The 24,201-nt window shown below is 36.5% G+C and carries 23 protein-coding genes; 17 read left to right on the top strand and 6 right to left on the bottom strand.

Features of this window, described 5'->3' with window-relative positions; all coding sequences use genetic code 11:
• Positions 1–73: 73 nt before the first annotated feature.
• The 4 genes from M899_RS10420 to M899_RS10405 all read left to right on the top strand — a co-directional run bounded on the left by M899_RS10420 (position 74) and on the right by M899_RS10405 (position 2,824).
• On the top strand, positions 74–1,696 hold the full coding sequence (locus M899_RS10420; RefSeq protein ID WP_021271436.1) for a DUF6531 domain-containing protein: 1,623 nt from the start codon (positions 74–76) through the stop codon (positions 1,694–1,696).
• An 89-nt stretch (positions 1,697–1,785) separates the two neighbouring features.
• On the top strand, positions 1,786–2,022 hold the full coding sequence (locus tag M899_RS10415; protein WP_155897182.1) for a hypothetical protein: 237 nt from the start codon (positions 1,786–1,788) through the stop codon (positions 2,020–2,022).
• A gap of 204 nt (positions 2,023–2,226) precedes the next feature.
• Positions 2,227–2,418: a hypothetical protein gene (locus M899_RS10410; protein WP_021271442.1), complete on the top strand. Its 192-nt coding sequence runs from the start codon at positions 2,227–2,229 to the stop codon at positions 2,416–2,418.
• A 208-nt stretch (positions 2,419–2,626) separates the two neighbouring features.
• Positions 2,627–2,824, top strand: coding sequence for a hypothetical protein (locus tag M899_RS10405; RefSeq protein WP_021271393.1), 198 nt, complete (start codon positions 2,627–2,629; stop codon positions 2,822–2,824).
• Positions 2,825–2,834: 10 nt separating this feature from the next.
• On the opposite strand, the gene M899_RS10400 is transcribed toward M899_RS10405, so the two are convergent.
• The 3 genes from M899_RS10400 to lon form a co-directional block, all read right to left on the bottom strand.
• On the bottom strand, positions 2,835–3,170 hold the full coding sequence (locus M899_RS10400) for a hypothetical protein (protein ID WP_021271463.1): 336 nt from the start codon (positions 3,168–3,170) through the stop codon (positions 2,835–2,837).
• The gene (locus M899_RS10395) at positions 3,170–3,568 is read right to left on the bottom strand and encodes a response regulator (protein WP_034728825.1); all 399 of its coding nucleotides are present in this window, start codon (positions 3,566–3,568) and stop codon (positions 3,170–3,172) included. The genes M899_RS10400 and M899_RS10395 overlap by 1 nt, the downstream gene beginning before the upstream one ends.
• Before the next feature lie 112 nt (positions 3,569–3,680).
• Entirely contained in the window at positions 3,681–6,125 is a 2,445-nt protein-coding gene (gene lon / locus M899_RS10390; protein ID WP_021271411.1) for an endopeptidase La, read from the bottom strand.
• 235 nt (positions 6,126–6,360) lie between these two features.
• On the opposite strand from lon, the gene glmU reads away from it, so the two are divergent.
• The 7 genes from glmU to M899_RS10355 all read left to right on the top strand — a co-directional run bounded on the left by glmU (position 6,361) and on the right by M899_RS10355 (position 16,600).
• Positions 6,361–7,755 (top strand): bifunctional UDP-N-acetylglucosamine diphosphorylase/glucosamine-1-phosphate N-acetyltransferase GlmU, encoded by a 1,395-nt coding sequence (gene glmU / locus M899_RS10385; RefSeq protein WP_021271471.1) that lies wholly within the window; start codon positions 6,361–6,363, stop codon positions 7,753–7,755.
• Positions 7,756–7,887: 132 nt separating this feature from the next.
• Positions 7,888–9,711, top strand: a complete 1,824-nt coding sequence (glmS, locus tag M899_RS10380; protein ID WP_021271473.1) for a glutamine--fructose-6-phosphate transaminase (isomerizing) — start codon at positions 7,888–7,890, stop codon at positions 9,709–9,711.
• 3 nt (positions 9,712–9,714) lie between these two features.
• On the top strand, positions 9,715–11,955 hold the full coding sequence (locus M899_RS10375; RefSeq protein ID WP_021271462.1) for an ATP-dependent helicase: 2,241 nt from the start codon (positions 9,715–9,717) through the stop codon (positions 11,953–11,955).
• Positions 11,956–11,976: 21 nt separating this feature from the next.
• Positions 11,977–14,187, top strand: a complete 2,211-nt coding sequence (locus M899_RS10370; protein ID WP_021271448.1) for a hypothetical protein — start codon at positions 11,977–11,979, stop codon at positions 14,185–14,187.
• Entirely contained in the window at positions 14,184–15,236 is a 1,053-nt protein-coding gene (mtnA, locus tag M899_RS10365) for an S-methyl-5-thioribose-1-phosphate isomerase (protein WP_021271454.1), read from the top strand. The genes M899_RS10370 and mtnA overlap by 4 nt, the downstream gene beginning before the upstream one ends.
• Position 15,237: 1 nt before the next feature.
• On the top strand, positions 15,238–16,146 hold the full coding sequence (locus M899_RS10360) for a Ppx/GppA phosphatase family protein (RefSeq protein WP_021271479.1): 909 nt from the start codon (positions 15,238–15,240) through the stop codon (positions 16,144–16,146).
• Positions 16,127–16,600 carry a Crp/Fnr family transcriptional regulator gene (locus M899_RS10355; RefSeq protein ID WP_021271472.1) on the top strand — a complete coding sequence of 158 codons (474 nt, stop codon included), beginning with the start codon at positions 16,127–16,129 and terminating at the stop codon, positions 16,598–16,600. The genes M899_RS10360 and M899_RS10355 overlap by 20 nt, the downstream gene beginning before the upstream one ends.
• Before the next feature lie 11 nt (positions 16,601–16,611).
• Here the strand turns inward: M899_RS10355 and M899_RS10350 are convergent, their stop codons facing one another.
• Both M899_RS10350 and M899_RS10345 read right to left on the bottom strand, forming a co-directional pair.
• Positions 16,612–17,034 (bottom strand): FliG C-terminal domain-containing protein, encoded by a 423-nt coding sequence (locus M899_RS10350; RefSeq protein WP_021271401.1) that lies wholly within the window; start codon positions 17,032–17,034, stop codon positions 16,612–16,614.
• Positions 17,035–17,052: 18 nt separating this feature from the next.
• Positions 17,053–17,472 (bottom strand): hypothetical protein, encoded by a 420-nt coding sequence (locus tag M899_RS10345; RefSeq protein ID WP_021271415.1) that lies wholly within the window; start codon positions 17,470–17,472, stop codon positions 17,053–17,055.
• An 87-nt stretch (positions 17,473–17,559) separates the two neighbouring features.
• Here M899_RS10345 and M899_RS10340 point away from each other — a divergent pair, with 87 nt between their 5' ends.
• Positions 17,560–18,741, top strand: coding sequence for a thiolase family protein (locus tag M899_RS10340; RefSeq protein WP_021271382.1), 1,182 nt, complete (start codon positions 17,560–17,562; stop codon positions 18,739–18,741).
• Positions 18,742–18,750: 9 nt separating this feature from the next.
• Complete coding sequence (locus tag M899_RS10335) at positions 18,751–20,061, top strand: hypothetical protein (protein ID WP_155897181.1); 1,311 nt, start codon at positions 18,751–18,753, stop codon at positions 20,059–20,061.
• 5 nt (positions 20,062–20,066) lie between these two features.
• Here M899_RS10335 and M899_RS10330 read toward each other — a convergent pair whose 3' ends face one another.
• On the bottom strand, positions 20,067–20,612 hold the full coding sequence (locus M899_RS10330; protein ID WP_021271465.1) for a hypothetical protein: 546 nt from the start codon (positions 20,610–20,612) through the stop codon (positions 20,067–20,069).
• A gap of 138 nt (positions 20,613–20,750) precedes the next feature.
• Between M899_RS10330 and M899_RS10325 the strand changes: the two genes are divergently transcribed.
• The 4 genes from M899_RS10325 (at position 20,751) to M899_RS10310 (ending at position 24,201) form a co-directional block, all read left to right on the top strand.
• Entirely contained in the window at positions 20,751–21,629 is an 879-nt protein-coding gene (locus tag M899_RS10325; protein WP_021271427.1) for a HEAT repeat domain-containing protein, read from the top strand.
• 112 nt (positions 21,630–21,741) lie between these two features.
• On the top strand, positions 21,742–22,245 hold the full coding sequence (locus M899_RS10320) for a QcrA and Rieske domain-containing protein (protein WP_021271405.1): 504 nt from the start codon (positions 21,742–21,744) through the stop codon (positions 22,243–22,245).
• A 65-nt stretch (positions 22,246–22,310) separates the two neighbouring features.
• On the top strand, positions 22,311–23,093 hold the full coding sequence (locus tag M899_RS10315; RefSeq protein ID WP_021271390.1) for a cytochrome b N-terminal domain-containing protein: 783 nt from the start codon (positions 22,311–22,313) through the stop codon (positions 23,091–23,093).
• A 31-nt stretch (positions 23,094–23,124) separates the two neighbouring features.
• Positions 23,125–24,201 (top strand): cytochrome B(C-terminal)/b6/PetD, encoded by a 1,077-nt coding sequence (locus M899_RS10310; RefSeq protein ID WP_021271461.1) that lies wholly within the window; start codon positions 23,125–23,127, stop codon positions 24,199–24,201.

Genomic DNA, 24,201 nt, shown 5'->3' with positions numbered 1-24,201 from the left:
TAAAGTGTTTTTTTATAATTACCGAACAGAAACTAGAGAAGATGAACTCTGTGTTGGAAATAAGGATTAGACAATGAAGTTTTTAACAAAATTACTGCTTCTACTTTTAATGCCACTTACGGCGCTTGCTGGTGTGAACCTGAAAAACGGAAACTTTTTCATTTCGTATTCAGATATTATCGTACCGGGTGGCGGTCATGATTTAGAGATCTCAAGAACGTATAACTCGAAATCAACTGAAAAAGGTTGGTTTGGATTTGGTTGGGGTTCTGATTATGAGACATCTCTAACGGTATCAGCTGATGGTTCAGTTGTCGTACATGAGTATGGTGCAGGAGCTTTAACAAGATTTACTCCTAAAGAGGCCGTAGATCCAAAAAGAGCAGCTCAGAAAATTGTTGAGGCAATGAGAAAGAAAACTTCTCTGGCCCAAAACGTTGCTGACAAGCTAGTTGAAAAACTAACTAACGATGCAGACCTAAGACAAGCTTATGCTAAGAGATATAAAGTGAAGTCTGAAATTGCTGCAGGAACAATGCTTTATTCTAACGTTAGAGGTCTTCAAACTGTAGAAAAAGTTAAAAACGGTTTCAAAAGAGCATATAACGACGGAAAGTCGCAACTATTTGATGAAGATGGAAATCTTACAGAAATCAAAGATAAGAACGGATACATTGTTAATCTAGATTGGAAAGGTGGAAAGCTTAAATCAATCAAAGATTCTCAAGGTAAGCAACTTTTCTTTGACTGGTACGAAGACGGAAAAGTTAAGTCAATCAGCTCTACAGGTGGAAAGAAAACACTATATAAGTACAATGGTGATGATTTAACTGAATCAACTGACGTTGCTGGAAACGTGTTCAAGTATTCATACGATACAAATCACAATATGATCAAGATTGGTTATAAAGATGGTTCTTCAATGGATATCGCTTATACTCCAAAGACTCAGTTCGTAGCTTCTGTTAAAGAAAAAAATGGTGAGATTACTTCTTATGACTATGGTTCAAATCCTAAGAATCCAGAATTTCATTACTGGACAGTTGTAGGGAAAAAGTCACCAGGTGGAAGAGAGGTTTCTAATCGTTATGAGTATGAAATTAAAACGAAACCAGATGGTTCACACTATACTTACAGAATCTTAACTGACATTAATGGTCTTAAAACTGAAACAATTTATTCTGAATGTTGTTCTCTTCCACTTAAAATTACGAGAGGAAAAGAAGTTACAACTTTTGAATATAACAGCAAAGGTTTATTAACTAAGAAGTCTTCTTCTCGCGGTGATTACGTTGAACTTGCTTACCATGACAAGTTTAACAAGATTACAAGAGTCGTAGATAACAAAGGTTGGACAAACTTTGAGTATGACAAAACAGGTAACCTTAAAAAAGCATTCAATAAGGAAAAAGCTGTTCTTCTAATTTACGATTCAAAAGGTCGTATTCAGAAGATGGTAGATCAGGACATGGCTTCGAAGTCTAAGAGAACACTGTCATTCAAGTACAATGCTCTTGGAAAGCCTGTTGAGATCGCAATGGATCAAGTTGGTAAAATTAACGTAGCTTACGATAATTATGGAGAGATTAAAAAAGTCGAGTCTAAGGCAGGACATAAGATGGCACTTCAAGTAACTAAGGCATTCCAATCACTTCTATCGATTGTTAAGCCTGCTGGGGTTAGCTTAAATATGTAGTGGCAATTAATATTGCCACTGTTTTGGCCCAAAAGGCCCAAATTTTGAAAAACTGGAAACTCGATTATAATAGGAAATGTGAGGTATTTATGAAAAAAGCAATTGCACTTTCTCTCTTCATTGGAATGTTTACACTTATTGGTAATACTCATGCCGATAACTCTTCTGGAGTTACAGCTGGCGGTGCTGTAGATGAAACTTGTGAAGCTGTAATGGATACGCTTAGAGCAGGTGGAAAATCTGTTCCAAATCCACAACAAGGCTCTTCTGATACTAGTGTTCAAGATGCCGCTGGTCGTCCAGGAACTCAAGGTTCAGGCAACTAAAATCTAATCTCATTTAGTGTTTTTATATTAAGGCCACCTTTCAAGGTGGCCTTTTTTTGTTCAAATTTTAGTCATATGACTGTCTACTAAACAATCACCTATATAGTCCTTGTCGCTAAGTCGTTGTAACTGCAACAAATAGTTTTGGCACGTTGTTCGCATATATAAATGCATAACAAATGAATAACTGCTTGGGAGGCAATTATGAAAAAGGTAACAATTATTTTAGGACTATTATTAGGAACTGTTTCTTTTGCTGGTGAAGTTGGACAAATTACAACTGAAGAGTGTTCAAGAATCGATCAAGCTTCTGTTCGCTCATCTAAGCCAACTGAAAAAGTTGAAGTTAGACAAGAAGTGAAAAACGTTAAATCTGCTGGTGAAGCCAGAGATTAATCCCCCCCTATATAGTTGGAAGAACACCATTACCTTCCCCCCCCAATATGTGAATGGTGTTCTTCCGATTATTTTTCGTCTAATTTATCGACATTGTTTGCAATTTATACAATCCCTTCTTTTTAAATCACTGAAATCACAAAACAAAATTTGGCACATATCATGCTTATAGTATTGGTATAGAAATAAGAAAATTGGGGAGGACCAAATGAAAAAACTTATCTTAACTCTAGCTATCGTATCTTCTTTTTCAACTCTAGCTGTTGGTGAAATGGCAACAGATGATTGCGCTAGAACAATGGCAAACCTAGATTCAAGAGTAGCATCTTCTGAAGCTAAAAATAGCTCACCAGACGCTGTTAAGCCTAAGACTGAGGCTAAGAGTTCTTCAGAAGTTAGGGATTAAATTTGATGGCTTAGAGGCCTTGTGATTCAAAGATCTTCTTTAAGGCCTCTTTCTCTTCGTCTGTGTAGCTCTCAGCATGAGAATCTATCTCATCAGAAGCTGATGCACTTAGGCTAAGGGAATCTTCTTCTAAAGATTCTGGACTTGAGTTTGAATAGCTTTTTTTCATTACGGCCGAAACATCAACATAAATAGTGTTGAATGTTTCTTCACTAAAAGTAATGATTTTTTGAGTGTAGGGTTTCGTTACATCATAAATATGTGAGAAAACGGGCTTATTCTTGACTGGAATAGACAGAAGAATAAAGCTCAAAGAAAAGTTAAATATAAATTTAAATAAAAACATTACTTATCCCTGTCGAATTCTCTTTCAATTTTTTCAACCGAATTAATCAGTGTTTCTTCTGTAAATGGCTTCGTTAAAAAATCAATGGCCCCATTAGAAATTGATTCAATCACAACACTTTCCATATCGAGAGAAGAAGTCATGATAATATATACACCAGTTCTCAATTCCATCAATCTTTTGGCGAACTCTATACCACTCACTTTAGGCATGACGACATCAACTATATAGAGATTTGCTCTAGTACTTTGCGCAAGAAGAAGACCTTTTTCAGCACTACTGGCGTTTCCTACAACATTAAAACCGTGCCTTTCTAGAATTTCCACAGTGGTCTTCCTAGAAAAGTCCGAATCGTCGACTACTAATACTTTAAAATTCTGATTTCTTTGCTCGGCCATAAAAATCCCAAATAATTTGTATGTTTAAATTCTAAACAATGTTTGAGATTTTTAAAGAAGTTAAAAAGTGCCACTTGTTGAAAAAAAAAGCCCCGACTGGCGGGGCTTTTTATTATGCAGCTACCGGAGGTAGGTCTGAATCTTTTTCTTTTGGAACAGCATTTGGAGATCCAACTTTCTTTCTGAAAAGTTTCTTTTTCTCTGCCCAATCGATTAGAGCGATATCAAGAACTTCATCAATCGTTTTTACTGGAACGAAGTTGATTTTTTCTCTGTATTCTTCTGGGATATCAACAAGGTCTTTCTTGTTTTTCCATGGGATGATTACAGTTCCAATATTCATTCTCATTGCAGCTAGGGCCTTCTCTTTTAAACCACCGATTGGAAGTACTTTTCCTGTTAGAGTAATTTCTCCAGTCATCGCAACGTCTTTACTAACAGGTGTTCCTGTAAATAAAGAGACAAGAGTCGTCGCTAAAGTGATACCTGCGCTTGGTCCATCCTTAGGAATTGCTCCTGCTGGAAGGTGGATATGCACTTCATTTTTCTCAAATAATTCGTCGTCAATTCCAAGATAAGCTGCACGTGATCTGATATAACCGATCGCTGTCTGTGCAGATTCTCTCATGACTTCGCCAAGTTGACCTGTCATCGTGAGACCTTTACCTCTCATCATAGTTGATTCGATGTAAAGAATTTCTCCACCATGAGCTGTCCACGCGAGTCCTGTACATACACCGACTTCGTCGCGATCTTGGTGATCTTCTTGAGTATATAGAGGTGGCCCTAAGAATTTTTCTACAGTGTCACCAATAATGTGAGTTTTACCAACTTCACCTTTTGCGATTTTCATGGCCACTTTTCTACAAAGTGCACCGATTCTTCTCTCAAGGTTACGAAGTCCAGCTTCTGACGTGTATTGCTTAATTACGCTTGCAATACCTTCATCTTCAAATTTTACATGTTCATCTGTAATACCGTTTTCATCCATTTGCTTAGGGATAAGGTATTTCTTCGAAATCTGTAGTTTTTCTTCTTGCGAGTATCCTGAAAGATTAATGACTTCCATTCTGTCTCTAAGAGGTCCTGGAATATTTTCAAGAACGTTAGAAGTCGCAATGAACATACAGTTAGAAAGATCAAAGTCTACGTTTAGATAATGATCTCTAAAAGTTTTATTTTGTTCAGGGTCTAGAATTTCTAGTAGAGCACTTGATGGATCACCTTTATAGTCTCCACCTAATTTATCAACCTCGTCTAGCATGATTACTGGGTTATTCGTCCCGGCCTGCTTAAGAGCTTGAATGAATCTACCAGGCATTGAACCAACGTAAGTTCTTCTGTGACCACGCATTTCTGCTTCATCTTTCACACCACCTAGAGCAATTCTTACGAACTCTCTACCCGTGGCCTTAGCAATTGATTTTCCAAGAGATGTTTTACCAACACCTGGAGGACCGGAGAAACAAAGGATTGGCCCTTTCATATCTTTTCCTTTAAGTCTTCTGACCGCTAGGAATTCAAGGATTCTTTCTTTGATTTGCTTAAGATCAAAGTGATCTTCATCTAAAATTTCAAGAGCTGCATCTAGATCGTAGTGTTCTTCAGAGCTTCTGCTCCATGGAAGATCAGTCAACCACTCAAGATAAGTTCTTGTGATTGTTGATTCTGAACTATCTGGATGCATCTTCTCAAGCCTAAGCAGTTGCTTAAGAGCTTCTTTTTCGGCTTCATCAGGCATTCCAGATTTAAGAATTTTTTCTCTAAATTCAGAGATCTCATCTTCTGGTTCTGGAGCGGCGTTTTCGCCAAGTTCACTTTTGATAGCTTTGATTTGCTCTCTAAGGAAATACTCTTTTTGATTTCTATTGATTTCATCTTTTGCAACACTTCTAATCTTTTGTTGCATAGCTAGGATTTCAAGTTCTCTAGAGAGGATTTCACTAATTTTGTGTAGTCTCTCAACAGGATCAAGAATTTCTAGGATGATTTGTGCTTCACCAACGTGGAGGTTAAGGTTTGAAGCCACAAGATCGGCCAGTCTTCCTGGATCTTGGATATCTTCTAATACCATTAGGATGTCAGGAGAAAGAACTTTTCCTAACGTGATAACCTTTTCAAGTTGCTCTTTAATATTTCTCATTAAAGCATTAACGGCAACCATGTCTTCTGTACAAGCAACATCTTCTACTTTTTGAATCTTAGTAATAAAGAATGGCTCAGTTTGTTCGAAGCTCATAATGCGTGCTTTAGAAAGACCTTGAACGAGAATCTTAATACGACCATCAGGAAGTTTTCTCATTCTCATAATCATAGCAACTGTTCCAAGCTCATATATTTCAGATGGCGCTGGAGTTTCTGCAACAATATCTTTTTGCGAAGCTAAAAGGATTAGTCTTTCAGAATTATTTAAAGCGTGTTCAACGGCTTTGATCGAGGAGTCCCTTCCGACGAATAAAGGGAGGATCATGAATGGGTAGACAACGAGATCTCTTATAGGTAAGAGGGGTAGCTTGTCTTTGAATTCAATGTTGTCGCCCTCATAGTTAGTCACCATATTTTTCCTCCACTAATGGCATTGCAATCACAACTGCATTCAGTAGTACCAATCGGGAAAAAAAGCGAAGTCTTTAAACTTTTTGTCATAATTATTGAAGTTTTTTTAAGATATTAAACTGACAAAATTGGTTTTCGTTCGCAAATCCTTCCTTTTATTTGTATTATATTCCCTTGTAGACGCTGTTTGAAAAATTGGACTAAAAAGCACGGTCATTAAAACGAAAGGAAAAGCTATGTCACTAGAATATGGGGTGGTAGTTCTTGCCGCAGGAATGGGAACAAGACTTAAACTAGATGTTCCAAAACCATTAGCTCCATTTATGGGCAAAAAATTAATTGATTATGCTCTTTCTCCAGTGTGGGGATATTTTAACAATTCAAAAAGTGCAAGCGTAACTCTAGTTACAGGCCATAAAAGAGAATTGTTAGAAAGTTATATTCAAAGTGGTTATCCAGAGAAAAAAATATCTTTTGCATTTCAAGAAAAGCAACTTGGTACGGCAGATGCTTTAAAAACATATTTCGACAAAACGGAAAATTCGAAAAGCACAGAATATACAATCGTGCTTTGCGCAGATACTCCTCTGTTAAGTGTGGATGTCCTATCAAAACTAATGGACGTAATAAAAACTAAAAATTTGGACGCAGTAGCAGCAACCTTCAAAGAAGAAAATCCGTTTGGGTATGGACGTATCGTTCGTAAAGAAAAGGGTTTTAACATCGTTGAACAGAAAGATGGTAGTGAAGAAATTTTAAAAATTAATGAAGTTAATTCTGGTGTCTATATCTTAAAAACGAAATTTGTTCTCGAAAATATTTATGATATAGGATCAAATAATAAGGCGAGTGAGTTTTATTTAACAGATCTTTTCAAAGAGAATTACGCTGTTGAAGCCGTTTGTTTCGAAGATAAATCATGCTTTCTCGGTGTGAATGATTTATTCCAACTTTCGGTGGCCGAGGAATTATTCAGAAAAGGTATCGCAAAAAAGTTAATGTTAGAAAATGGTGTTATCCTTAAGAATCCTTCTCTAATCAATATTGAAACAACTGAAATTGGGAAAGGAACAATAATTGAGGCCAACGTTTCCATCGATGCAACTTCGAAAATTGGGGAAAACGTTAAAATTGAGCAAGGTGCAGTAATCAAAAATTCTCAAATTTTGGATGGTGCCCATATTAAGGCTTACTCATATTTAGATGGTGCCGTTGTTCATGGTAAAGCAAGTATCGGTCCTTTTGCGCATTTGCGTCCAGGAGCAGATATTGGTGAAGAGTCTAAGATTGGAAACTTTGTAGAGATTAAAAAATCTAAGCTTGAAAAAGGGGTTAAGGTCTCTCATTTAAGCTATGTGGGAGATGCTTTTATTGGTGATGAGGTAAATATCGGTTGTGGTTTCATTACATGTAACTACGATGGGGCCAATAAGCACGTAACTAAAATAGGTAAAGGATCATTTATTGGTTCTGATTCTCAAACAATTGCTCCCGTGGAAATTGGTGAAGATTGTTTTGTGGCCAGTGGAACTACAGTGACCCACTCTATGGCCAATGGAGCCTTTGCCATCTCGCGCACTAAGCAAGTGACAAAAGATGGTATGGCCCATCGTTTCATCAAAAAGAAATAATATTTAAAAGTGTGGGTCCTTCGGGACCCTTTTTTGTTTTTTGACTCATTCCACAAACTTGGAATTCCTTAGTAATAGTGCTATTTTTGATAGTCTAATACTATTCGCATTGTGCGTAGCAAGGAAGTCGTTATGTGTGGAATTGTTGGCCATCTTGGTCCTCAAAATTCTGTTGAATCTGTTATTGAAGGATTGAAAAGACTTGAATACCGCGGATATGATTCAGCAGGCGTTAGCTTTGTTGATGAAACGAATCATTTAAAAGTATTTAAAAAAACTGGAAAGATTGAAAATTTACAAAAAATTCTAGAAGAACAAAATATATCGGCCCGCTCTTGTATTGGTCACACTCGTTGGGCCACACACGGAGAGGTTAACGATACGAACTCTCACCCTCACTCAAAAAATGAATTATCACTCGTGCACAATGGTATTATTGAAAATGCTAGTGAGCTTCGTGATGGTCTTTTGAAAAAAGGTTATGAGTTTAATTCAAAAACAGACTCTGAAGTATTTTTGGCCCTAGTTGTTGATCATGTTGAAAATGGTTTTGAACTAATCGATGCAATCATCGCTACATATAAAATTGTAAAAGGTCACTCGGCATTTGTTATTCTAAATGGAAAAACAGGCGAAATCTTTGCAATTAAAAGCGGAGCGCCACTAGTATGTGGGATTAACACAGTAAGTTCAGAAGTCCTTGTGTCATCTGACCCTTATGCTCTTGCTGGAATGGTTGATAAAATCTATTTCCCTGAAGACAAAGTTCTTTGTCACTTGAGTGTAGGAAATACAAATCTTCTAAACTTCTATGAACTAGATAAAGAAAAATCAAAACGCTACCTTTCTAAAAAGCAAGACATGGTTCATGATCCTGCTGATAAAGGGGATTTTGAGCATTTCATGCTTAAAGAAATTCATGAGCAACCAGAGCTAATTCGCTCTCTTACTCAATTTTACTTTCAAGGTGAAGGTCGTGATTCTCTAGAGAAAGCGAGACAAATGGATTTTTCTAAAGTTCATATTACAGCATGCGGGACAGCTTACTATGCAGGTCTTGTGGTTAGGGATTATCTAGAAAAATTTAATAAAATTTCTTGTTCACCTGAGTTAGCAAGCGAATTCCGATATAGAGAACCACTTATCAAGCCAAATGAACTGGGATTGTTCATCAGTCAATCTGGTGAAACAGCAGATACATTAGCAGCTCAAGCTCTTTGCAAAGAAGCTGGGTTGAAAACTCTGTCACTTGTTAATGTTGAAGGCTCAACTCTTTTTCGCGACTGTACTGAAAATCTTTTAATTAGAGCAGGTGTTGAGATTGGTGTTGCAAGTACAAAGGCCTTTACTCAACAAGTTCTAACAGGAAGAATTTTTAGTGCTTCGTTAAATGAAGAATTTCAAAATGAATCATTTAAAGTTGAAATGACTAAGAAATTTGCTCTTCTCGCTCAAAGAGTTGATGAGCTTCTTGCTCGCTCTGAGGAGATCAAAGAAGTTGCTGAATCAATTTATAACTATGAAGGTTTCTTTTTTACTGGAAGAGGGGTTTATTTCCCCGTCGCTCTAGAAGGAGCTTTAAAGCTAAAAGAAATCGCGTACGTTCATGCTGAAGGATATGCTGCTGGAGAATTAAAGCACGGTCCAATTGCTTTGATCGACGAGCAAAAAGTAAATATTGCAATTGTTGGTCCTGAGTTATTCGAGAAGGCCCTTTCAAACGTTCAAGAAATTAAAGCGAGAAAGGGTGTTATCGTAACGATAGGTCCAAGAGGAAATAAAGAAGCCGAGGAATTAAGTGATTATTACATTCCTCTAGATTTTGAAGGACTAGATGAACTTTCACCTTTATATGTGAACGTAGTAAATCAACTTCTTTCATACTATATGGCCAAGTTTAAAGGTACGGATATCGATAAACCTAGAAACTTAGCGAAGTCAGTAACTGTAGAGTAATCAATGAATATAAATGGATTAAATGAAGCTCAAAAACAGGCCGTTCTAAATACGGAAGGGCCTGTAATGATTCTAGCTGGTGCAGGATCGGGAAAGACAAGAACACTTGTAACAAGAATTTCTTATCTTTTGGAAGAGCTTCATATTAGTCCATATCAAGTACTTGCACTTACATTTTCAAATAAGGCCGCAAAAGAAATGAGAGAGAGGGTTTCTACCCTTGTTCAAAGTGACATCGGTGCTTTGCAAGTCACTACGTTTCACGCTTTTTGTGCAAGAGTACTACGAAGCGAAGCAAATTATTTAGGACTAAGTCGTAACTTTACGATCTATGATACTTCAGAGTCAAAGGCCATCGCTAAAACTTTACTTGCTCGAAGAGGTATTAGTACAAAAGAAATTAATCCATTTGAAATTCTTTACTACATCGACGATTTAAAAAATCACGGTCACTATCCCGGGCGTGACGAGGAGAATCTAGAGTACGAAGTTGACAAAGGTGACCCATTTTTTGGTTATTATACAGAGTATGAAGCTGAACTACATAAGGCCAACGCTACAGACTTTGGTGGTTTAATTACAGGTGTAATCCAATTATTTGAAAAATATCCTGACGTATTAAAGCGTTATCAAGAAAGATTTAAATATATTTTAGTCGATGAGTATCAGGATACTAACAGGGCTCAATTTGATTTAATTAAAATGCTTAGCGAAACTCACCACAATATTTGTGTTGTTGGTGATGAAGATCAATCGATCTATTCATGGCGTGGTGCTGATATTAGGAATATCTTAGATTTTGAGAAAACTTTTAAAAGCGCAACGTTACTAAAGCTTGAACAGAACTACAGATCTTCTAAAAATATTATTGAAGCAGCTTCTTGTGTAATTTCAAGAAACACACAGCGAAAAGGAAAAAGCATGTGGACAGACAACCCAGAAGGGGAGTCTATCGAAATCATCGAATGCCACAGCGATAAAGATGAAGCTGAATTTATTGCAAATCAAGTTTCAGAATTAATTAAAAATAAAGTTCCTTGTCGTGAGATTGCTGTTTTTTATAGAACAAATTCTCAATCTCGTATTATTGAAGATTATCTAAGAAGAGCAAATCTTCCTTACCGTGTTGTAGGTGGAGTAAAGTTCTACGATAGAAAAGAGATTAAAGATCTTCTTTCATACTTACGTTTAATCGTAAATGGTAAGGACTCTCTCGCTCTGAGTAGAATTATTAATGTACCGACTCGCGGAATCGGGGCAACAAGTTTAAGAAAGCTCGAAGAAGAAGCTGTTCGAAATAACGCTTCTTTGTGGGAAGTCATCTCTGGAATTGTTGATAACGTGGAAGAATATTCTCATTTAAAAATGAGTGCGAAGGTGAAATCGTCACTTTCTCAATTTGCGACTTTAATTAACGAAGTCAAAGTTCTCGAAACTCAGGAAGTATCTCCTAGTGTTCTGTATGAGAAGGTTCTTCATGAATCAGGTTATTATGATTTCTTAAAATCGAGTTCTGAAAGATATGAAGCTCAAGCGAGAATTGAAAACCTTGAAGAATTAACTAACGCTATTAAGCAATACGAAGAAACGACAAAAAATCCATCTTTAACTGGCTTTTTAGAAACAATAACTCTGGATTCAAATATAGAAGAAGCCGATTCAAACAGCGGTGAAATCTCATTGATGACGATTCACGGAGCAAAAGGTCTGGAATTTTATTATGTATTCCTGGCCGGAGCAGAGGAAAATGTATTTCCAAGCTTTAGAAGTCTCGAAGATGGAGAAAATGGAATAGAAGAAGAGCGTAGACTTTTCTATGTTGCAATGACTCGAGCGATGAAGAGACTTTATATTATGTTTGCTCAAGGGCGAATGTTATTTGGTCAGTTAAAATTTAACGGGCCAAGTCGCTTTATTAATGAAATACCTGATAAATACTATCTTTGGAGAAAACCAAACGGTGCCACATCTGCAAGAGGAAGAACTTTTGAAAGAGAGTGGGAAGACGACTATTCCCAAGAAGGTCATTACGATGATGAACCTGTATATCAAGTTCAGTCTACTCCTTCAGATATGCCAAAGCCTAAATTCCCTAAGGGGACCAAAGTTGCCCATGGCCTTTATGGTCAAGGTATAATCTTAGAAACAGAAGGTCTTGGGAATGATGAAAAAGTTGTTATCAAGTTTTCTGATGGAGCGAAGAAGAAATTTATGGTGAAATTTGCTCCACTAACGCTTCTTTAAGAATATATAAGAGAGGGCTTCATGAGGAAGTTACTTAAAGTTTTAGGATTAATCTTCGTTCTTTTATCGTTTCTTGCTGCTGGAGGGATATTCTATGCCAGCAAGAAGCTCAATCCTGAAAAAATACATTCTCTTGTAGTTGAAAAAATTCAAGAAGTATTTCCTTCAGCTAATGTTCAACTGAAAAAAGTTGATTATTCTCTCGGATTAACTATAACAGTTGATTTTTTAGATCTTGATTTAAAATTGAAAAAAGATCAATCACCACTACTTCATTTTTCTAAAGCGGAAGCAAAAATTGCTCTTATCCCATTCTTACTTGGAACAGGAAAGGCGACTGTTAGAATTGAAGAACCCCAAATCAATGTTCATGATGTGAACAAAATCAATAATTGGACCCTCGCCTTAAAAAATTCTGAAATAAAGGCACAGGGCCCTAAATCTTCTTCGAAGAATCAGGATGTAGAAGAAGATATTGGTCTAGAATTTGGTCCATTTGCTACTTTTCTTGTTGATGTAGGTGTCTACAATGCAGTTGTGAAGTATGTTAAAGATAAAGAAGAAACACTTTTAAAAGTTGATAAGGTCAAAGTAAACGATCTCGGCTTTTCGAGAATTGCCTCATTCGAAGTTATAACGGCCTTTGAGAAAAAGGATAGTGTTTCATTAAATGCCATGATTATTGGAGAGCTCGATGTATCACATCTCATTAAAGAAAAAGAGATACAATTAACTCTAAACAATCAACTTACAAATATATCTTTTTCAAAAATTGGAAATATTCCAAACATAAGTGCAGAAGCTAAGTTAAAAATTACAAGTGATAAAACTATAAATACCACGGTGAAGGGAACAATAGGGGATGATAGCCTTTTTTCAACAACCGTAATAATTGAAAAAAAGAGAACTAGTTTTAATGATGTGAAATTTTCACTACATTTACCTTCAATTCTAAGAGATCTAACAGTAAAAGATCATTTAAATGAGATTGATTATTCAAAGGCCGTTTTAAACTTGGAAGGCTCTTTAGCTCTAGATGAAAATAAAGTGATTCCTGATCTTAAGGGGAGATTAGGTCCTGATCTCGTAATCATAAGAAATAAAATCAAATCAAAAAGTGCCGTAGAATTTAGTTGGACTAAAGAGAAAGCACAAATTCATGTTGTGACAAATGCTTTTGATGGTCAGATTGATTCAGATTTTTCATTAAAATTTGACCCTCTTGATTTTGATATTAAAAAGCTGGCACCAATAGATGTAGCTGTTCATTTTCAAAACGTTAAATACATTGAGAAAATTAGAACGAAGAGCGCAAGTAGTGAAGAGATATTAAAAAAAGAATCAGAGGAAAAAGCAAAAGAGAAAGATTCTTTATTTATCTTACCGATGGTCCTTTCTGCAACTTTCCAAAATTGTATGATTGGTCAAGCTCCTGTTAATGGGAATTTAGATTTAATTGTTACAAATAAAAGTATGAAACTTACTGATATGAATCTAAATATTGGCGATGGAATTTTAAAGGGACAATTTCTTGCAGTTTTTGGGAATCATATAAAAGGTGATTTTTCCGTAAATATTAATCGTCTAAACCTTTCCGCATTCAATGGATTATATTCATTCGATGACTTCAAGGAAGCGACAGGTCTAGTAGATTTTGATTCTAAAGGCGAATTTGAAATAAATTCAAAAATTTCTTATAAAGCAAAAGGAAAGATGGCCGCTCAAAGTTTTGGTGTTGCCGGTTTTGATGGGGGAAAATATTTAACTCAATATGTAAAAAATATTCCGGCCTTAGCTCCTTTTATTGATAAAGAATTTAAGCTGGAAAGTGCTCCCCATATCGATTCGATCTCGAGCAATTATGACCTCAATGATGAAAGAATTAAATTAATCGGACTTAAATCTGTCATTGGTAAGAAAGTAGCTGATTTATCAGGAAAAGGTGAAATTAGCTTAGTTGAAAAGGGTAGTTATTTACAATTTGAATTACGAGATCGCTCTGGAAAATTATCGAAAACAATTGAAAAAGATTTTGGAATGAAAACTATTCCTGTGAGGATTGAAGGGAAAGGATTTTCATTATTACCAAATTATGATTACACAGTAAAAAAAATGGGGAAAAAGGCCGTAAAGGCACAAAGTAAAAAAATAATTAATAAACAAATAGATAAATTTTTAAAGGGTAAGTCTAAAGAAGACGCCAAAAAGCTTTTGAAAGGATTATTTGAATGACAGAAATATTGAAGCCATTAGTTTGGAAAAATGAAAAACTATATCTTTTAGACCAAAGAAAGTTACCACTTGAAGAGATTGTAATTGAAGTTGATTCTGTTCAAGGAGTTTTTGATGCCATTAAAGATATGGTTGTTAGAGGGGCGCCTCTAATAGGTTTTACTGGAATTTGGGGACAGGTGATTGCCCTTCAAAATGATATAAATCTAGAAAAGTTTATTGAAGTTTCTAACTATATTAATTCATCACGCCCAACTGCTGTTAATTTAGAATTTGAATTAAATGTTTGTGTTGATAAGGCGAAAAAATATTTTAATGAACATGGCTCTTTGAAAGGTTTAAAAGAAATTTTAGAGAAACATGCTCACCTACAGATGGAAGAGTTACATAATAAAAATTATAAAATGGCCCAACTTGCAGAAGAAGAATTAAAGCGTTCAACAGGTCATGAAGGCCCTTATACCTTAATGACGATTTGTAATACTGGATACCTTGCTTGTGGACCAATGGGAACAGCTCTTGGAGTAATTAGCTATCTTCATAAGAAAGGTAAAATCAAGCATGTTTTTGCATCTGAGACTAGACCATACATGCAAGGGATTAGATTAACGGCCTATGAGTTATCTAAAGAAGGAATTCCACATCAAGTTACTGTAGAGGGAGCAAGTTCATATCTTCTAAAAGAAAAGGGTGTGGATGCTATTTTTGCAGGTGCAGATAGAATCGTAGCAAATGGAGATACTGCAAATAAAGTTGGTACTTCAACACTTAGTATTGTTGCGAATCACTATAATGTTCCTTTTTATATCGTAGCTCCAATAACTTCATTCGATCTAAATATGAAAACGGGTAACGAAATTCCTATTGAAATGAGAGATGAATTAGAAATCTTAGAATTTAGAGGAATACGTGTTGCTCCAGAAAAATCAAGAGCTCTAAATCCTAGTTTTGATGTTACAGACCATAAAACTATTACAGGAATTTTTTGTGAGAATGGTTTAATAAAGCCAGTTCTTCCTGAAAATGTTTCTAAAGTTGTAGGAAAGTAAAATGTTAAGAGCAAGTATTGATATTGGTTCAAATAGTGTTCTACTTCTTGTTTTAGATTATGAGAGCGATTCTTCCTTTAGAGAATTGGAGGATTGTTCTCATATTACAAGTCTTGGAAGAGAGCTTGATAAAACAGGTGTTTTTCACAAAGAATCAATGGCAGATACTCTTATTGCTCTTAATGAGTATAAAGATATTTTAAACAAACATAATCTTAGAGCGCAAGATTGCCTTGTTACTGCAACTGAAGCTTCACGTGTCGCTAAAAATGCCAAAGAGTTCTTTAAAAAAATTAAAAATGAAATTGGCTTTGAAATTAAAATAATTTCTGGTGAAGGGGAAGCATATTACACGGCCAAGGGCGCTAGTCTTGGGGCAAAATCTGAAGAATACGTCATTATGGACATTGGTGGTGCTTCAACTGAGTTTATTAAAGTAAAGCACACTCCCTTTGAAATAAAAAAATCAATTAGTATTCCAATTGGTGCTGTTCGCGCACAAGAGTGGCTTAGCGAGGGAATTTTTGAAGAGAAGACAAATCTCCCTTTTAGTGAAGATATCAAAGCTCAGTACAAAACAGATGAACTTGTTTGTGTTGCAGGTTGCATGACTTCAATTGGTGCCATGTTTAAAGGTTTAAAAGTTTTTGACCCAAGTGTTGTTAATAATTTAGAATTAACAACAGCAGAATTTGAAAATTTCATTCATAAATATATCGGCCGTAATGCTCAGGAAATTCTTGAAGAATTTCCGTTTTTGGGAAAAAGAGCAAAGGTTATGAATGGTGGAGAAGCAAGTGCTAGCTTATTTGTTAAAGGTCTTGGAGTTAAAAAGTTAATTATGAGTACATACGGTCTACGTTACGGAACGGCCGTTTCTGGAGAAATAGATGAACGATTTCTTAAATAATGAAGGGCCAAAGCCTATAAAGTTTAAAAAAGGCCAGGTTTTATATGTTGAAGGAGAACCTTCAAATTACGTTTATCTAATTAAATCGGGTATCGTTAAGCTGATAAAAGAAGATGCTGGTCGCTTAGTAGCGATTGCGAGACTAAAAGATAAAGAGTTTATTGGATTGGAATCATTCTTTTCCGATTCATCAAGAAAAGAATCGGCCGTTGCAGTTGAAGAAACAAATGCTTTTATGATTAAGAGAAACGATCTTAAAGGTGCTATGAAAACATGTCCTGAATGGATGAATGATCTTATATCATTAATGAGCGGTCGTTTAGAAAATACAATGGATATATTACGTGCTCATAGGATTTCTGATGATCTTGAACAAGGCTTTGGTTTCGGGCAAGATGAGGAAGTGAAGATTAAAAAATCGTTAGAAGAATATAAAAAGAAAAAAGGCCTCTAGAGAGGCCTTTTTTATTGAAGTTTGATTACGTTTTTCTTTGAAAGACTAATAAGAGTGGCAACAATTCTTTCTTGGGCCCTTTGCACATCTTTGGCCGAATAGTTTTGAGCAGAAACCATAACATTATATGCAGTCTCCGCATATGGTCTTTGAGCTAGTGAAAGTAGTCTTCTTTGAAGACTCTGTGGTACGCCTCTTAGGGCCATTCCAAGAACTTGTGGGTTAGTATATCCAAGTACTCTTTGAATATCATCATTTGAAAGGCTTGAAATACTTTCGAATTTTAAGCTCTTTTCAAAAAGTTCATTAGCAAGTTGCGGATTGCGATGATAAATGTTCTTAACAAGTTTCATCTTTTCCTCTTCAGTCATATACTGAAGCATCTCGATAATCTGGGCCTTGCCATTGATAAAAATTGATCCTTGGTTTTCCATTTATTCCCCTAACTAGATTTAGCTCTCAAGTTTCATTTTTTCGCGTTTAAACTTTTCTTGGGCGTTGTCTAGAGTGTTCTTATGAGATGAAAGCATCTCTTCAATTTGATTGTCCTGACTTTCTTTAAGTTCAGAAACTCTGTCTTGATGCGATTTTTTTAGATTATCGATTTCTTCTTGTAGTCTTCTTTTTTCTGTAACAAGTGTATCTTTTTGTTTCTCTCGAATTTCTACGAGTCTTTGCTCAAGTTCACTTTCAAGATTGGTTACTTCTGTTGAAAAGTCTTTACCAAGTCTATCCATTGTTTTGTCGTGCTTTTTTACTTCTTGAGCGTATTCTGATTGGTGAGTCTTTCTTAGTTTACGTAGTTCAAGATCGTAGCGCTTGTTTTCGCTTTCCTGATATTTCGCTGCTCTGATTTGTGCTATTTCTGACATAAACTTATTCCAAATGTTTGCTTCAAATAAAGAAGCGTCCTAATATATTGTAGAGAAGAATAACGATGGCCCTCAAGGGAGGAAAATATGTCCTTAAATCATGGTAAGAAAGTATATTTAGTCGCAGGAAAGAGAACTCCATTTGGAAAGTTTGGAGGCTCTTTAGCAGATATTACTCCTGTAGATTTAGCTGTTTATGCGGGAAAGGCCCTCCTTGAGGAAACAAAAATCAATCCAGATAAAATTGATCAGGTAATTCTGGGTAATGTAATAACTTCTTCAACTGATGCCATGTATGGCGGAAGACACCTTGCTTTAAAACTAGGATGTCAGGAAAAAACACCAGGACTTGTAGTTAACAGACTATGTGGCTCAGGTATTCAATCAATTTTAGATGCGACAAGACTTATTAAACTTGGTGAAGCTGAACTTGTTCTTGCCGGTGGAACTGAGAATATGTCTATGACTCCACACCTAACTTATGGTGGGAGATTTGGAACGAAGTATGGAAGTTTAAAAAGTGTAGATATGCTTTTAGATGCGCTTACAGATAAATTTGCTGGCACTCCAATGGGTATTACAGCTGAAAATTTGTCAAAACAATTCTCTGTAACTCGTGAGTCTTGCGATGTCTATTCATACGAGTCACATGCAAAAGCATTAAAAGCTTATAAAGATAATTTACTTCAAGGCGAGATTGCATCGATTCAATTAAAGAAATCTATCTGCTCTAATGATGAACATTTAAGAGAGGATGCAAGCGTTGATTCTATGGCAAAACTTCGTGCTTCTTTTGTAGAAAATGGAGTTGTTACTCCGGGTTCTGCATCAGGAATTGTTGATGGTGCAGCAGTTGTGCTTGTTGCCTCTGAAGAATTTTGTCAAAAAAATAATGTTACACCTATCGCTGAAATTGTTGATGGACATGTTGTTGGAGTGGATCCAAAGATTATGGGTATTGGACCATCTCCGGCCATTAAAGAACTATTAGAAAGAAATAATATGACACTTTCTAAAATGGATTTAGTTGAGATTAATGAAGCTTTTGCTGGTCAGACATTATCTTGTATGAAGGATCTGGATCTTCCTGCTGATAAAATTAATATTTGGGGTGGGGCGATTGCACTAGGACATCCACTTGCTGCATCTGGTACAAGAATTTCTCTAACTCTTGCAAGACAACTTAAGCATCATAAATTAAATTATGGTGTTGCTTCTGCATGTATTGGAGGCGGACAAGGGATAGCGCTCTTGTTGAAATCTTGCTAAAGTCAGTAGATGGAAAAAAAGATGGAATTAATTTTTGGCGATGGAGACTTTCAGGACTTTAGGCGTTGGCTAAAGCTCAATATTGAAAGTGTCACATGGCAAGGACGTTATAAAGCTCAGTTTGAAGAGTTTTGGTCTGTCTTTTTTTCTGCTAATTTGACCTTAGATCAAATTATTGATCGTTTTAATTATGCGAGAGAATCTTTAAAAGTTGGACCATTGATTTCATGGTTCAACTGGCTCAAAGAAAGATTCATTTGCTTTTGTTTTATTGAGAAGGGTCTATCTATTTATGAACTCTCAAAACTATCAAAGCTTTCACCTTCGCACATTGCAGTTATATTAAGAAATTACTTTGTAGATATTGCACCCCATAAAGAAGAGTTTTTCAGCGAAATTTTTCAAGTTGGGAACCTTGGAAGTGAAAATCTTGATGTTAGATTTGCGACAATTTTAAATTCAGTCACATTTGAAAATTATGATATCTCGGCCTATGTCGAAGAGATTATGCCATCTTTAGAAGTTACACTTTATGAAGATTGGATGAGATTTTTAGAAAAATTAAAAAAAGATTTTTCAAGTGAAAGCCAAGATTTAAAGTTGATAAAGAGAAAAGAAAAATTCTCAAATAAAGTAAAGATTCTTCAAGAGGCCATCATCCTTTTGATTGCTACAGTTGCGATTATTTGGGGTGTTACTCACATCAACCATTGGTATGAGGATTATCTCGCGGATAAAATCAGTATTTATGAACCCCAATTTAAGTGGCTAGATAAAACTTTATCCTTCAAGGCCGCAGATGAAGATGAAGTTTCTAAAGATTTCAAATTAGATATCTCTGATATTGAAAACGTTGAGAATTTCGGGAATCAACTTGGGGAAAGTTTAGAAGAACAAGAAAGGCAAGATGTTGAATCGGAAGTTGTTTTGACTTCATGGGATTCTTTACCCAAAGATATTAATGCCGCTGATCTTGAGCAATCTGCTTATGAAGAGGATAAGGCCGGTTATCGTGATACGAGTTACGGAAATACTAAAGTTTACCGTGTAATGATGAGAAGCTCGGATGCCGATTTAGCCAAGGTCAAAATCTCACAACTTCTTGATAAGTACGGTGTTACTCAAGTTGATAATGTTAAACCTGGTCTCGATGTTCCTGGCGGTCTTTATTACAATCTATATGTTCCACGTACCTATCTTAAAGAATTTATGGCCCAGGTAATGGAAGTAAACGAAGCAATTATCTATGAAAGTAGAACAACTGCTGGACGTAATCCTCCAGGAAAAAACAAGGTATTTATTTGGATCAAGAGGATGTAGTTGATCTACATACTTCCGTCTGGAATTTCAAAAAGGCCTTTAACTTTTCTTAAGAGAATGTGGGCCTTCCCAAGAAACCACCACTGTCTAAAAAAACCAATAAGCATGGCCGCAATAAATCCATAAACAACACCAGAGTGAGTTGTTTTTTGAACCAGATTTGTATCGTGGGCACCACCTAATAAAAAGGCAATCATTCCAAGAATTAGCATCAGCATTGTCCATGGAATCGTTTGGCGTTTTGCAAGATCTGCTTCGTGAACAAATCTTTCAACTTTCTTAGTATAAGGAGCAAGATCCGCAGGAGGAGCCTCAAATAATTCGTGAAGATTTTTTTCAGAGTGAAGAATGAGGTGAATATTGTTGACCAGACGCGATACGCCAATGAAATAAAACATGACGAAGGCCTGTGCGAAAATTGTATAAATGAACGTTGGAATGGCCACCTGAATATGGTTCAAAGGAAGGTGGATAAAGCCAATCGCTAGTCCTGCAGTGAGTAGAACACCTGCTACCATAAGTAAAATAAGTCCACGAAGTAAATACGCCATATAATCACTCTTTGTTTAAATCAGTTTCCATTGGAATTTATGACAATTAATTGGATTGTCATAGTAATGTAGATTTGTTAAATCTGACACCACTTCATATAAAACAGATCCTTAATTTTGAAAAGCATTGAGATGCCTATGACTGAGAATAAGCAGAGTCCTATCGACAAGAAAATAATGGAAAACTCTTTTGTGGGAAGTCTTGTGGTCCCTATAGCTATCGTATTAATCGGTGCTTTGGTGATTTTTGGCGTAACAAAGATGATTTCAACTGATCAATCGTACAAGGATCTTGTGCGAGAAATGCAGTCGAAAACTTTTGGAAATAAGTGGGTTGCGGCCCTTGAGCTTTCAAAAGTGATCAGCGCAGGCAAAATTCCTGAAGAGGATGTGCCATGGTTAGTAGAAAATTTAGAGTCAGTTTACAGAAATACTATTGATACAAGAACAAAAGATTTTGTTGTTGTTGCTCTTGGTGCGCTGCGCACTCCTCTTTCATTAAGTTTACTTAAAGACTCGATCTCAGAAACAGATAAAAATATTGTTTTCCATTCAATCGTAGCAATTGGAAATATTCCTCACATTGAAACTTTTGATTGGTCGAAATTGATGGAATATCTAAATAATGAGGATCACGCTCTTGTTCAAGCGACAGTTTTGGCGCTGGGAACTCATAGAGTTGTTGAAGCGCAAGCTCAGATTGAAGCCCTGTTAAATAATGAGGGTAGCGGTATTAAGTTTGCTGCAGCGACTTCACTAATTTACTTTAGAAGTGACAAGGCCCTTCCAGTATTGGAAGAGGTGTTAAGATTAAAATATGTTCCATCTGAAGAAGCAGGGAAATCTCCTTTATTTACAGTTGATCAAATTGCTGCGCTGAAGCTTAATGTGATTAACGCTGCTGTAAAGGTTGAGTGGGGCGCACTGCTTCAAAAAATCGGGGAAATCTCGGTTAACGATGAGGATGTAAAGATTGTATCTAAGGCCAAGGAAGTTTTAAATTTGTTGAAAAAGTGATAAACTCAACCGATAATTTGGCAACGGATATTTAAATATTTAATAATGGAGTTGGATCCTTTGGATGCAACTCCTTTAATAATTTATTTCTTTGAAAAGAGGATTTGAGGTCATGTCAGAAGAGACCAGACAACAATTAAACAGAAGAGAATTCTTTAGTTTCATCACAGTAGGATGGGTTGCTTTCACAGCTGCGCTTGCGGGGCTTGGAAGTTTAGCGTTTCGCTTTACTTATCCAAACGTTAACTTCGAACCAGAGATGGATTTCGTTGCAGGTTTTCCTACGGAGTATGAAAACGGTGTAGACGAGAGATGGAAAAATGGTTTTGGTGTTTGGATGGTTAAGCAAGAAGGTAAGCTTGTGGCCCTTTCAAATATCTGTACTCACCTTGGTTGTGTACCTAACTGGTTACCTGCCGAGTTGAAGTTTAAGTGTCCATGTCACGGTTCAGGTTACTACATGAGTGGTATTAACTTTGAGGGACCAGCTCCAAGACCATTAGAGAGATACAAAATCTCGTTAAATTCTGACGGAAAGATCGTTGTAGATAAGACGAAGATCTTCAGATACGAGATGGGTCAGTGGGATCACCCAGATTCATACATTGGCGTTTAATCTAAAGTTGAATTGAGTTGAATTGAGTTGAATTAATTTTGATATAAATAGAGAAGGAAGAAAAAATGTCTGGAAAAGGTTTTGCTGACAAAGTTCGTGAGACCCAGGTTTGGAAGTCAATCTTCAGACACGGGCCACCTAATAATGCACGTAATAGAGCAGCCGTAATCGCGGGTAACGTATTTTTACACTTACACCCAATTAAGTTAAAAAAGTCAGGTGTTCAGCTAGGATACACATGGTGTATGGGGGGATTAACATTCTTTATCTTCCTTGCCCTAACTGTTACTGGTCTTCTTTTAATGTTCTATTACAGACCAACAGCTGAATATGCTTACAACGATATTATCGCACTTAAAGAGCACGTGCCTCTCGGTATTATGAGAGAGATTCACAGATGGGGTGCTCACGCGATGGTTATTACTGTTTGGCTACACATGTTCCGTGTATTCATGACAGGTTCATACAAACCACCTAGAGAATTCAACTGGGGTGTTGGTGTTATTCTTTTAGTACTTACACTTCTTCTTTCATTCACTGGTTATCTTCTTCCATGGGATCAGCTTGCTATTTGGGCGATTACAGTTGGTTCGAACATGGCAAAAGCTACTCCATTCCTTGGGCACGGTGGTCCAGGAGCGGCGCTAGCTCAAATCGGTGACTTCGTAATGGTATCGGATAAAAACGACGTGCGCTTCCAGCTTCTAGCAGGACGTTTTGTTGGTGAGCCAGCGCTACTTAGATTTTACATTCTTCACTGTGTTTTCATTCCGCTTGTAGTTGGAACGCTAATTGCTGTTCACTTCTGGCGCGTAAGAAAAGACGGTGGTATCTCGGCACCACTATAAGAATTAGGATAATTTTTTAAGGATTATATTAATGAAAGAATTTATTAACTGGATGGCAGACCCAATTAGATCGTTCCCTGTGGTAACGCTTCTGTACTATCTAATGATGAGATATTATAGAATTGTTGGGACAAAGAAGTTTGCTTACATTTCACTTGCAGTTTTATTACCAGTCGTAGTTTGGTTTTGTACGGATCCAAACTTCGTGGCCATTATTCTTTGGCCAGACAACATTCCTATCAACATTATTATCGTGTTGATCGCATGGTTAACTTGGTACTCTCTTTATAGATGTGCTCAAAACGACGAAAGACTTGAACAAGGTCTAACTCCAATTGAAGCTACTCCTGAAAATAGAGAAAAAGTTTGGACATGGCCAAACCTAGTATACGTAGAGCTTATGTGTATGATCGGAACAACTATCTTCTTAGTTGTTTGGGCCATTATTTTTAAAGCTCCACTTGAAGAACCTGCTAACCCAACTTGGGCGCCAAACCCAGCGAAAGCTCCTTGGTACTTCCTAGGTCTACAAGAAATGCTTGTATACTTTGACCCTTGGATGGCAGGGGTTGTTCTTCCTGGTCTAATCGTTGTTGGACTTTTAGCAGTTCCATACATTGATACAAATCCAAAAGGTAACGGATACTTCACTATTGCTGAGAGAAAAATGGCAATGTGGTTTTTCATGTTCGGTTGGCTAGTTCTGTGGATCTACCTAATTATCGTAGGTACATTCCTAAGAGGTCCAAACTGGACATTCTACGGTCCGTTTGAGTTCTGGGATTTCCACAAAGTTGTTGCCGAATATAACGTCAACTTATCAGAGTTTGTGTGGGTAAAATGGTTAAATATGCCAATGCCACACAATATGATCGTAAGAGAGTTCTTAGGAATTATCTTAACAGCTGTATATGTTGTTGTTCTTCCACCTCTTTCTGCCACTACTAAGTGGGGGAAGAAGTTAATCGGTGATATGGGGAAAGTAAGATACTACATCTTTATTTTCCTTCTACTAGGAATGACTTCACTACCAATTAAGATGGTTCTTAGATGGTTGTTTAGCTTAAAGTACATTATTGCACTTCCTGAATTGGAATTGAGTCTCTAA

The organism is Bacteriovorax sp. BSW11_IV, from assembly GCF_000447755.1.
Lineage (GTDB): Bacteria > Bdellovibrionota > Bacteriovoracia > Bacteriovoracales > Bacteriovoracaceae > BSW11-IV.
Note: the sequence above shows the minus strand (reverse complement) of the source record. Positions and strands in the feature narration are given on the sequence as shown.

Coding starts and splice junctions, on each gene's coding strand:
- M899_RS10420 (WP_021271436.1), top strand. CDS start 74: ATGAAGTTTTTAACAAAATTACTGCTTCTACTTTTAATGCCACTTACG.
- M899_RS10415 (WP_155897182.1), top strand. CDS start 1,786: ATGAAAAAAGCAATTGCACTTTCTCTCTTCATTGGAATGTTTACACTT.
- M899_RS10410 (WP_021271442.1), top strand. CDS start 2,227: ATGAAAAAGGTAACAATTATTTTAGGACTATTATTAGGAACTGTTTCT.
- M899_RS10405 (WP_021271393.1), top strand. CDS start 2,627: ATGAAAAAACTTATCTTAACTCTAGCTATCGTATCTTCTTTTTCAACT.
- M899_RS10400 (WP_021271463.1), bottom strand. CDS start 3,170: ATGTTTTTATTTAAATTTATATTTAACTTTTCTTTGAGCTTTATTCTT.
- M899_RS10395 (WP_034728825.1), bottom strand. CDS start 3,568: ATGGCCGAGCAAAGAAATCAGAATTTTAAAGTATTAGTAGTCGACGAT.
- lon (WP_021271411.1), bottom strand. CDS start 6,125: ATGGTGACTAACTATGAGGGCGACAACATTGAATTCAAAGACAAGCTA.
- glmU (WP_021271471.1), top strand. CDS start 6,361: ATGTCACTAGAATATGGGGTGGTAGTTCTTGCCGCAGGAATGGGAACA.
- glmS (WP_021271473.1), top strand. CDS start 7,888: ATGTGTGGAATTGTTGGCCATCTTGGTCCTCAAAATTCTGTTGAATCT.
- M899_RS10375 (WP_021271462.1), top strand. CDS start 9,715: ATGAATATAAATGGATTAAATGAAGCTCAAAAACAGGCCGTTCTAAAT.
- M899_RS10370 (WP_021271448.1), top strand. CDS start 11,977: ATGAGGAAGTTACTTAAAGTTTTAGGATTAATCTTCGTTCTTTTATCG.
- mtnA (WP_021271454.1), top strand. CDS start 14,184: ATGACAGAAATATTGAAGCCATTAGTTTGGAAAAATGAAAAACTATAT.
- M899_RS10360 (WP_021271479.1), top strand. CDS start 15,238: ATGTTAAGAGCAAGTATTGATATTGGTTCAAATAGTGTTCTACTTCTT.
- M899_RS10355 (WP_021271472.1), top strand. CDS start 16,127: ATGAACGATTTCTTAAATAATGAAGGGCCAAAGCCTATAAAGTTTAAA.
- M899_RS10350 (WP_021271401.1), bottom strand. CDS start 17,034: ATGGAAAACCAAGGATCAATTTTTATCAATGGCAAGGCCCAGATTATC.
- M899_RS10345 (WP_021271415.1), bottom strand. CDS start 17,472: ATGTCAGAAATAGCACAAATCAGAGCAGCGAAATATCAGGAAAGCGAA.
- M899_RS10340 (WP_021271382.1), top strand. CDS start 17,560: ATGTCCTTAAATCATGGTAAGAAAGTATATTTAGTCGCAGGAAAGAGA.
- M899_RS10335 (WP_155897181.1), top strand. CDS start 18,751: ATGGAAAAAAAGATGGAATTAATTTTTGGCGATGGAGACTTTCAGGAC.
- M899_RS10330 (WP_021271465.1), bottom strand. CDS start 20,612: ATGGCGTATTTACTTCGTGGACTTATTTTACTTATGGTAGCAGGTGTT.
- M899_RS10325 (WP_021271427.1), top strand. CDS start 20,751: ATGACTGAGAATAAGCAGAGTCCTATCGACAAGAAAATAATGGAAAAC.
- M899_RS10320 (WP_021271405.1), top strand. CDS start 21,742: ATGTCAGAAGAGACCAGACAACAATTAAACAGAAGAGAATTCTTTAGT.
- M899_RS10315 (WP_021271390.1), top strand. CDS start 22,311: ATGTCTGGAAAAGGTTTTGCTGACAAAGTTCGTGAGACCCAGGTTTGG.
- M899_RS10310 (WP_021271461.1), top strand. CDS start 23,125: ATGAAAGAATTTATTAACTGGATGGCAGACCCAATTAGATCGTTCCCT.